This is a genomic window from Desulfocicer vacuolatum DSM 3385 (assembly GCF_900176365.1).
Lineage (GTDB): Bacteria > Desulfobacterota > Desulfobacteria > Desulfobacterales > Desulfobacteraceae > Desulfocicer > Desulfocicer vacuolatum.
Genome location: NZ_FWXY01000014.1, coordinates 89417 through 100276 on the forward strand (window position 1 = coordinate 89417; position 10860 = coordinate 100276).

At 44.1% G+C, this 10860-nt stretch carries 6 protein-coding genes; 3 read left to right on the forward strand and 3 right to left on the reverse strand.

Going from position 1 to position 10860, the window contains the following annotated elements:
* The first annotated feature begins 954 nt into the window (after positions 1-954).
* The gene (locus B9A32_RS13320) at positions 955-4074 is read left to right on the forward strand and encodes a hypothetical protein (RefSeq protein ID WP_084069939.1); all 3120 of its coding nucleotides are present in this window, start codon (positions 955-957) and stop codon (positions 4072-4074) included.
* 162 nt (positions 4075-4236) lie between these two features.
* On the forward strand, positions 4237-5109 hold the full coding sequence (locus B9A32_RS13325) for a diacylglycerol/lipid kinase family protein (RefSeq protein WP_084069940.1): 873 nt from the start codon (positions 4237-4239) through the stop codon (positions 5107-5109).
* A 143-nt stretch (positions 5110-5252) separates the two neighbouring features.
* Here the strand turns inward: B9A32_RS13325 and B9A32_RS13330 are convergent, their stop codons facing one another.
* From B9A32_RS13330 to glnA, 3 genes are all read right to left on the reverse strand, one after another.
* Positions 5253-6257: a DMT family transporter gene (locus tag B9A32_RS13330; protein WP_232367158.1), complete on the reverse strand. Its 1005-nt coding sequence runs from the start codon at positions 6255-6257 to the stop codon at positions 5253-5255.
* A gap of 118 nt (positions 6258-6375) precedes the next feature.
* Complete coding sequence (locus tag B9A32_RS13335) at positions 6376-6933, reverse strand: NAD(P)H-dependent oxidoreductase (RefSeq protein ID WP_232367159.1); 558 nt, start codon at positions 6931-6933, stop codon at positions 6376-6378.
* Positions 6934-7514: 581 nt separating this feature from the next.
* Positions 7515-8849: a type I glutamate--ammonia ligase gene (gene glnA, locus B9A32_RS13340; RefSeq protein WP_084069941.1), complete on the reverse strand. Its 1335-nt coding sequence runs from the start codon at positions 8847-8849 to the stop codon at positions 7515-7517.
* Positions 8850-9284: 435 nt separating this feature from the next.
* On the opposite strand from glnA, the gene B9A32_RS13345 reads away from it, so the two are divergent.
* Positions 9285-10715 (forward strand): adenylate/guanylate cyclase domain-containing protein, encoded by a 1431-nt coding sequence (locus B9A32_RS13345; protein ID WP_084069942.1) that lies wholly within the window; start codon positions 9285-9287, stop codon positions 10713-10715.
* Positions 10716-10860 lie beyond the last annotated feature (145 nt).

Consider the following 10860-nt stretch of genomic DNA (forward strand, 5'->3'; position numbering starts at 1 on the left):
GGGTGCATAGCTCATCATTGATGAATGTCAGGTAAAATAGGGTGAAAACAATCAGTCTGTACAGAAAGTGTGTGATTTATAAGGCATATTAAAGACTCCGGATCAAAGATAGTATGAGATATTAAAATAATGGGCGCTTCTGGAAATATACTTCAATAAAACAGTGGTTTGTATATGTAAATCTTTAAAAAACAAACTTATGCAAAGATCTCAGTGTGATCTGCTGAGCCTATGCAAGAGAGGCCTTTTCTAAAAAAATGTAATTATAAGCATTCATATCTAAAGTCTCCACCCATGTCAAGATAGATTTCCACTGTTTTTTGTGAAGTGATTTTGAGCCATTTTTTAGGATCATTGGCTATAACCGATCAAACCAAGGATTTTTGGGGTTTAAATAAAATTAAATGGCAAAATTGTTTTTGAATAAATACCTATGGAAGTATTCTGAAATAAAGCATTTTCATGTGTGCCATGAAAATATTGGTGCTGAATCAATGATGGGTCATTTGTTGAGTCACACGCTTAACCATGTGACTCCTTTTCTGTAGGCCAGGAAAACTATAGACATGGAAAAGTTGCGGTGGATTATTTTTGAATTTCTTATAAATTTTGTCATATATGGCATGACAAAAGACAACCCCATGGTATAATTGAAAACTGTTATGATCAATTTTTGATTTTCAGCTTTCATTTTTGAGAGATTTGACTTCTTTCATTTTGCAGCGGGGAGTAACTTTAACCATTCAAAGAAACTCTATTGCTTTATGGGCATGTCTATTATCATTTGGCTTGGCTTGGCTTGGCGTTTAACTGCCACAGGCAGATTATATTTTAACCTGTTTCTGTCCATAATAAAACTTGAAAATTTGCCCGACTTAGGTCTTCTTATAAAAAATGTGCTAAATTGAAAACCTATGACTCCCTATGGTAAGGAATAAAAAGGTGAACACTTTAATGGATCAAAAATCGTTACAGCGGCAAGGAAACTCCCTTTTGCCTCTCCGTTTCTTCTTTGACACCAGGGATCATGATCTCATTAAGATCGTCAATGATCTCTATGACAGCCCGCTCTCTCTTGGGTATACCCGAAAATTGTATTATCCCTTTTTTCATCCCTTGGGAATCAAGGAATTGGCAGAGTCCAAGGGACTTCGCATTGCCTATTCCGTTGTGCATCTGCTCAATTCCCTGGAGCGGGGAGATGAGGAAAATCGTATCCAGGCATTAAAAGGATTGCGCGATGAGGTGATTGATACCAGTACCGGTCCCATGCCCATGAATTCGGCCCGGGTGTTGCTGCAGTTGATGAAAGAAATGGTAAGGGCCAGGGGGCACTATGTCCGCCAGCTGGAATTGGCCCATGATTTTCGGAAGACCGCATCGGGCAAGCCCGGCCTGATTCGTCGACAGCTTCAGAAATATCATTTGTTAGAGATGCCAGAAGAGTGGAATCAACTTACCTTTGACGATCATGTCCATGATGCCAACAGCAAGGGCCGTAAAACCCCCACCCATCTTATAATGGATGCCTGGATAAAAGGAATTCGCAGGCTCAGGGTGATTTACTATCAATATCTGGAGCCCCGGTTTGTGGCAGAGCTTGTGGAAGCTGCAGAGATCATGGGCATTGATACACGCATCGGCATTGAATTCAGTGCCCTTTACAGAGATCGGTATGTGTCATTGATATGGGTTTCCAGGGGCTTTATGGATTCCCAGTCTTTTTTGTGTTTTTTGGCCGAACCCCATGTGATGGCGTTCATGGAAAAAGGCAGGGCTGTGATGCAGTATCAGCAAAAATATGTACTGCAATTATTAAAAGCGTTTAACCGCGATCATCGTAATCGATTTGTAAAGGAAACCGGCATTGATATCCCCCCCCTGGATCCTGACCGGTTTTTGAAATTTGTTTTGCCGGGTCAGGCATCCATTCTTCATTTGGGGGAATATGTTTATCATTTGTGTGTAAAGCTTGTTAGCCAGCAATCATCCCCAGGGGATGACTTTTCTACAGGGGATGCTGATGTTGTTGAAACAGTGCACACTCCCCACCGGGAAGACAATACCACCCCGTCAGCGGGGCAGGAGAATGCATCCGGGGAACAAAGGGTGAAATCTTATGCCGATGTGCTGGAAAACCTCACCACCGCAAGCATTGTTGCCAATTATTTTTCCGCTGAACATTATCCTGACATCCCCTGTCCCTGGATTCCCTGCAACGGCGATGATGTGCCCGAACGCTTGACCCTTTCCGTGGAAGAGCTGATGGCCCGGATTGCCAAACTTCATTACAGTTTTAAAATAACTCTGAATCTGAGCAATCTAAAGGTGGAGGATGTTCTGGAGCTGCTCTATGACGGGGGAGGACTCATCACTCGTCTGGAAATATTGAATCTTAAAGATTATGCAGCAGGGCACCATGATCACATTCCCCCCATCAATGAGCTCCAGCAGGCCATTAATGACGGGAGTCTCATTCGTCTTAAGCGGGTGGTTCGCCATGTGATCCAGGGCATGGAAAAAAAAGAGTATAAAGATGGTGCCCATCGCCGGGAAAAACTTGTCAATATCCTCCATGATCTTGCCACCTTCAAGAATATGTACAAAGGTGTTCCTTTGAAATCACGGGTTGGCAGTGATTCCACAGGCCGATCCTTACTGGCCTATGGCATGGGCGTGGGCATTGTGGACTCCCTTCCCCCCAGGGCCCGCAGGGAGGTGTACCGCAGTGCCTCTTCCCGTTTGATTCTTCCGCTGCACATCAAGACCTATCCCAGCGTGACATCCATTCCGGTGAGCCGTACCCATGGGTTCATTGCCCGGGTACGAAATATGTTGAGTGCCCTTCCCGGGCTGGAGTATTTGGGGGCAAAAAAGGTGAAAAAATGGATTCTGGAGGAATATTCCACCACCATGAAAAGCCCGGGCAATATTGTGACCCTTGGGGGAGGGCGTCAACATGCCCGGGAAGAGCTGGCCCTTTCCCTTTCTTTACCCCTGCGTGAAAAACAGGATGCACCGCCCCAAAAATCCTGGGGCAACCTTAACACCGGGGTTAAAAACAGCCTCAAAGTTCTCATTGGGTTTATTCCGGCCTTTGCCACCTTTGCCTTAACTAAAGATTGGTGGGTCCTGGCTTATTTTGGCGCTTTTATCTGGTTTGGCATCACCGGTTTAAGAAACATTGTCCAGGCAGTTCTCGGGGGGGGAGGCATCATTCGATCTCCGCTGATGCGGTGGAATGATTATGTCAGCTGGGAGCGAATCACAGACTCTTTGTTATTTACGGGATTTTCTGTTCCATTGCTGGATTATTTTATTAAAACGCTTTTACTGGATCATGGACTTGGCATTACGGTGTCAAGCAGCCCCATAGCACTTTATGCCATCATGGCCACGGCCAATGGTATTTATCTTGCCAGCCATAATGCTTTCAGGGGATTTCCCCGTTCCGCCATCATCGGTAACCTGTTTCGAAGCCTTTTTTCCATTCCCATTGCCATTTTATTCAGTGCTGTGACAGGTGGTGTCCTCAACGGAATGGGGGTGATCGGGGTTGAAAATATTCTTCAAAAATGGGCTGCGGTTATTTCCAAAGCCGCCTCTGATCTGGTGGCGGCTTTGATTGAAGGACCTGCGGATCGTATGCAGAACATTGCCCTCAGGACCCGGAATTACCGGCGTAAATTTGCTGAGATTCTGGATGCCTATTCCCGGTTGGAATTGCTTTATCCTGATGTTGACGAACTTGCCTTGCTGGAAGCACCCGAACGGTTGTTGAACAGTAATAATGCCCAAGTGCGGGATCTCATGGCTGTGCTCATTATTAATGCCCTTGATATGCTCTATTTCTGGATGTACCAGCCCAGGGCCCGCATAACTCTCAGGGAGATGATGGGGCGATTCACCCCTGAGGAGCGAAAAATTATTTTGTTGTCTCAAGGGTTGTTGGGGTATGAGCAACATGTGAGCAGGATGTTTGTGGATGGGATTCTTGGCAGAAAATTTTCACGGCCCTTGTCTTTTTATCTCATGCGGTATGAGGAATATCTTCGTGATTTAAAAAATCTATAACTGCCATGGGTAGACCATATTCTGGCCTTGGCCTGCCCACAACAAAGCTTGAAATACACCTCCGGTTTGCGGAGTATTTCATATAAAAAAAACCACACAGGTGGACTTCTTTGTCACCTTTGAGGGTACTTGAACACCATTTTTTCATAAGGATGTCAGAGCATGAATATATTAATAATCGGAAATCCCATTGCCAGCGGTGGTGATGGCGAGAAGAAAATCTGTGAACTTCAAAGTATCCTTGAAAACCGGGGCCATACTGTGGAACCTTATCTCACACAATATGCCGGTGATGGAAAAGAGCGCATATCCCAGGTGACTTCTGAGGTGGATCGGGTGGTTATCGTTGGTGGAGATGGGACAGTGAATGAAATCATCAATGGTATTCCCCAGGGGTTTTCCATACCCATTATTCAGATGCCCATGGGAAATGCAAATCTTCTGGCCCATGATCTTGATTTGCCCGAATCTGCCGTCAAGGTGGCAGATATTTTGGAAAAGGGCAGGGTGGTGATGGCAGATGTGGCAAAGATGAACAATGATTCTTTTATCATGGTGGCCGGGGCCGGATTTGATGCCCGGGTGACCGAAGAGGTTAAAAAAATAAGACGGGGAAGGGTGAGCAATTTAAGCTATATCATGCCCATTTTTCGGGCTTTGATAAATCCTGCCCATTCCCGGTTTGATGTGGTGGTTGATGGTGCAAAATGCACCCGGGGTGCCATGGTGCTTGTGTGCAATGTGCGTAATTATGGGGGGATTTGTGACATCGCTTTTGATGCCGGTGTGGACACTCGAGTCCTTGATATTATTGTGTTCCCCCACATGAATCTGTTGTCTTTATTGAGATACGGTGTTTATGCAAAATTCAGCCGTGTGACCCGGTTGAGGGGGGTGAAATATTTCAAGGGAAAAATCGTTGACATTGATTCTGTAACCCCCATACCAGTTGAACTTGATGGTGATTTTAAAGGGTGGCATTCCCATGTCAGCATCCAGTTAGAATCGGGATGTGTTCCCCTTTTGATTCCATAAATACGGTGTTAAAACTATCCTTGGAAGATACCCCTTAGGGATTCATACCTTAGTGATTTACCATTTAATAATCTATGGTTGTTATTTCCCGTGAATGAGACCCCGAATAAACGGTAAATTTAAAATTGCTGATGCCCCTATGATCATTGCTTGACCATGGGCAGGGCCTGTTTTTTTTGCCGGGGCAGGTGGAGGTGTACCACCATGATTCCGGTGGCAATGAGAATTATGGACATGATCAATGCCGCAGTCAAGGGTTCTCCCAGAAGAGATACGCCAAAAAAAACGCCGGAAACAGGCATAATAAAAACAAAAGTGTGCATGGCCGTGGCTCCGAATTTCTGGAGCATGAGATTCCAGGAAATAAAGCCATATGCAGCGGTGACAAGTGATTGGTAGAGTATGGATAAAAAAACAGAGGTGTCAATGGTGCCCACCATGGGGGCGTCCCAGAACCATCCAGCCATAAAAAAGAAGGGAATGGAAAAGAGCATGGGATAGACGGTGACCTGAACTGCATGATAATCGGCAATGATCCTTTTGAGATAAACGGCATTGCATCCCCATAAAGAGACCGCCACAAACACAAAGAAATCTCCCCTGTGAATCTCTCCGGAAAACCCTCCCTGGTCCAGCAACAGGCATAACACCCCACTGAATCCAAAAACGATACCAATGCTTTTTTTCATGGTAATGCGATCTCCGGGGATATAAAAGTGGGCCAGAATCAATACAATAAACGGCAGCAGATTGGCGATTAAGGTGCCATGTGAGGCGGTGGTTTTGCTCAAGCCGGTATAAAAACAGGTGATTTGTGTAATGAAAATCAAGGCAAGTTTGCCCATTTGCAATACCTGTTTTTTGCTTTTCAATGCCAGGGGGCGTCGGGTGAGGGCAGCCCACAAAATGAGAGCCAGGGCCGCAATGGAAAATCTGAGTCCAGCCACGGTGAATATTCCAAATCCTTCAAGGCTTATTTTAATGGCTGTTGGATTGGCTCCGAATAGAATACACAAAAATGTTGCATAGAGTGAGGCCCCCAGGGGAAGGTTATTTATGGGCCCTTGGCAGGGGCTAACGGTGGTGTCGGTTTTCATGTCAGGGTTACTCCGGATGACGCCTTCTGGCAGTTCTTTTGTTCTTAGCATATCTGGCGCCTCCGGGCAATACACCTTCTGAAATACACGGGAAAGGCACTTCAGGAGAAATAGTGGGGGGATTTCTCCTGAAGAGTAATTGAATTATCAAGTCATGCAGGCATGTTCATTAAAATTTTTCAGTAAATGCTTTTCCGTACTGCTGGCAGGACTTTACACCTTCGTCGGTTTCCATCATGGCCTCTGTGAGATTTAAAGCACCAAGATCCACGGTATCCATTTTAAAAACATATTGCATGGTATCAAATATCATGGGGGCCGCTTCACCGCTGTGGGTATGGGAACCAAAGGCACCGCCTATTTTTCCGGTGAGATTGGCTTTTTCTGCCAGAAAGAGGAATTGTTTCATGCCCGAGGTCATATCCTTATGATAGGTGGGGCATCCAAAAATGAATCCATCAAAACCGCCCAGTTCTTTTTCGTTCTTAATGGAGGCGGTTTTTTTCAAAGTTACGTCGTGTCCGGCAATGCGAATGCCTTCTGCCAGATAGTTAGCCATTTTTTCTGTCACACCGGTTCTGCTCACGTAGGCGATTAAAACTTTTTTCATTTTGTCCCCTTTTGTTGAATTATTACTGGTATAAACCGCCACGGGCGGACCGTATTCTGATCCGGTTCCACCCACAACGAAGCTTGAAATACGCCCCTCATTTGCGGAGTGTTTCATATAAAACATCAGATAAATGAATCTTATTAAAATAAAGATTCGGGCGTTAAATTTATTGTTTCTAAAAAGCAAAAGATGTGCCATATATGTAAGATATTTTGAAATAAATATCTTTAATTTGATGTTCAAGTTTTTTATGTGATAAAAATGGAGGGGGTGGGGATTACTTCGTCGTGATTGACGATATTTTTTCCAGGAAAGTATAAATGTGTATCATAAAATGTGCACAAAAGTGTCTCATGAAACATAAGCGGTCCGGCAACCATATACACGGATGGTCCATTGCTCAAACGGTTTAACTATTATGCTTATATAATAATATGTCCATCCGTGTATATGGTTGCCGGAATATTTATGACTGTCTTAAGGCTGCCAATGATTTTTTAAGTATTAACTCAACTTTCGGTGTTCGCATTTCGTGGTGGGGTCAGGCTTTCGTTATTGACATTATCGAGGCTTTTTTCGTTGGCAAAGGCTTTGGGCGATAACATCAATAACAAAAGCCTGACCCCGTCGGCACACTGAGCCCATCGGTACATTTAAAAATGCCAGCTTTGAAATGAAGCCCGAAAGTTCAGGTATTAATAAATATCAAGGTAGTGTTTTATTTCCCAATCTGTGACAGCAATTCGATAGGAATCCCATTCTTTATTTTTGTTGAAAACATATTTTTCAAATATATGATCCCCAAGTGTCTCTTTGGAAATGGGATTGGCGATCATTTCATCCATGGCCTCACGCAGACACGAGGGCAGGGCCGCGATACATGCCTCATCTTTTTCTGCAGCGTCCATGGCAAAAATATCAATGTCCGTTGAAGGGGCCGGTGTCAGTTTATTTTTAATGCCGTCCAGACCGGCATTGAGCATCATGGCAAATGCCAGATAGGGATTGCATGCCGGATCCGGGCATCTGACTTCCACACGGGTACCGATACCCCGGGATGCAGGAATTCTTAACAGAGCACTTCTGTTGGACGCAGACCAGGCAATGTATACTGGTGCTTCGTATCCGGCCACAAGACGTTTATAAGAGTTGACCAGGGGGTTGGTGACAGCACAAAAGCTTTTGGCATTTTTCATTAGGCCTGCAATGTACTGATACGCCACTTCACTGAGTTTCAGTGGACCGGATTCATCGGCAAAGGCATTGGTGCCATCCAGGTTAAAAAGGGACTGGTTGCAGTGCATGCCGGAGCCGTTGACCCCAAAAATGGGTTTGGGCATGAATGTGGCATGGAGGCCATGTTGTTTTGCAATGGATTTAACCACCCATTTAAAGGTCAGTGTATTGTCTGCACAGGTCAGGGCATCGGCATATTTAAAGTTAATTTCGTGCTGTCCCTCGGCCACTTCATGGTGGGAGGCTTCAATTTCAAAACCCATCTTTTCCAGGGTTTCAATGATTTCCCGACGGCAGTTGAGACCTGTATCTTCGGGATCAAGGCTGAAATAACCTGCATTGTCATCGGTTTGTGTGGTACTTTTACCTTCGGCATCCAGTTTAAAGAGAAAAAATTCTGCTTCCGTACCCACATTCATTGTGTATCCCATTTGTCTGGCCTCTGCCAGCACCCGTTTCAGGTTGACACGGGGACATCCGGGAAAGGGGGTGCCGTCAGATTTATAAACATCGCAGATGATTCTGGCTGCAGCAACCCCGGCCTTGTTTCTCCAGGGTAACACACAAAAGGTGTTGTAGTCGGGTACCAGATACATGTCTGATTCATGGATACGTGCAAAACCGTCAATGGAAGAGCCGTCAAACATCATTTTGCCGTCCAGGGCCTTTTCAATTTGACTTTTGGGAACTGCAACATTTTTCATAAACCCATTGATGTCACAGAACTGCATTCTAAAAAAATTAACATTTTCTTTTTCAATAATTTTGAGGATATCTTCTTTGCTCATGCTCATGATATTACTCCAATGCTTAGATGTTGTTGTATGTAAAATAATCGTGATTAACTTTTTTAAATTGTTATCTTCTCAATAAGCATTATGCGTGCCACACTAAAAAAATAAATACAAAATATTGATTTTTAAAGGTATATTATTAAATTGTGATTTTTGATTGCTTTTAAAAGGATTACAAAATTGAATTTATTGTCTTTGGTAAATTGCAATAATGTTATTTTTTCATATAACCGCCATGGGCGGACCGTATTCTGATCCGGCTCTGCCCACAACAAAGGTAGAAATATTCCACAGATTTGCGGAGTATTTCATATAAAAAAGACTCACATGCCTGTAATACGTATGCTATGATGCCGCCATGATCAGATAAAATCATTTGAAAAAAAGTCAATTCATTAAAATCACAGGTAATAGAAGTTGAAACGGTGATGATATATGGCTGGAAAAATGGAACAACAAAGGACTCCCGGGGTTCGAAAAATTCTTTTAAGGGGAGTGTTTTGGAGAATTCTTTTTATTGAGGGGGTGTTGCTGGTTTTCTCTCTTTTAGTCAGGGCCGTCACAGAAGATGCCGGTGCCATGGATCTCTTCTGGTACGGGGTGCGGATTGTTGCCCTGGTGGCTGTGATCATCTCCTTTATGATGATAAGTCTCAGACGATTTCTCACCCAGAGGATTATTTTTCCCCTGGAACAGATTGATCGTGCCAACAGGGCTTTGCACCGGGAGATAGAATCCTTTCATCCTGTGCTGCTTCCGGGGGATGCCCCCCGGGAAATCCAGCGCATTGCGTGGTCCAGGGAAGAGATGTTAAAAAAAATTCTAAATGTTTCCCAGGAGCGTTTGAATCTTATTGATTTTATACGTCAAACCTTTGGTAAATACCTTTCTTCCAAGGTGGTGGATGAAATTTTGGAATCCCCGGATGGACTGAAAATCGGGGGAAGCAGGAAAAAGGTGACCATACTCATGTCTGATCTGCGGGGGTTTACCTATGTGTCTGAAAATAGAGACCCCCATGAAATGGTCCTTTATTTAAATCGATATCTTGAAAAAATGTCTGAAATCATTTTAAAGTATGACGGTATCATTGATGAAATCATCGGGGATGCCATCCTTGCCGTGTTTGGGGCTCCAGAAAGCCATGGCAATGATCCCGAACGAGCCGTTGCCTGTGCCATTGAGATGCAGAACAGCTTGAATCTTCTTAACCGTTCTGTTGAATCCCAGGGGTTTCCCCCCATGGAGATGGGGATCGGGATTAATACAGGAGATGTGATTGTGGGTAATATCGGCTCGGAATTACGCATGAAATACGGCATTGTGGGTGCCACGGTGAATGAGGCCTCCCGCATAGAATCAAATACCGTTGGGGGAGAAATTTTGATGGGAGAGAGGACCCACAGATATGTGGAATCCATTGCTACTGTCACGCCACCCAAAACTGTTATGATGAAGGGCATGAGATCCCCCCTTGTTTTTTATGGGGTGTCTGCCATTGCAGGTTTCTATAATGTTGTCCTTGATGTTGTTGCAACTCCTGGAGAGGCCTTGTCAATAAGGCTTCCCTTTCAATATTGGCAAATTCATGACAAAAAGGTTAACAAGACTCCATTGATTGGCCATACACTTTCCATAACAGATACACACATGGAGGTGATCCTTTTACCGAAACCGGCTCTTTTTACAAATTTGAAACTCAAATTTCAGTTTTGCCGGGAATTTCATTGTTTTAAAGATATTTATGCCAAGGTGGTTGAAATAAAAGAAAATAACAATCATACTGTGACCAAGCTTGCTATAACCACCATGTCCCCCGGTGACAGGGAAGTGATCCAAAAGTGGACCTGGGAATTTTCCAACTAACTTGATAAGGTTATTGGCCCGCCCGTGGCGGTTATATCTTAAATCCAATGTTCATGAATGACTCAACTTTCGGTGTTCGCATTTCCTGGTGGGGTCAGGCTTTCGTTATTGACATTATCGAGGCTTTTTTCCTTGGCAAAGGCCT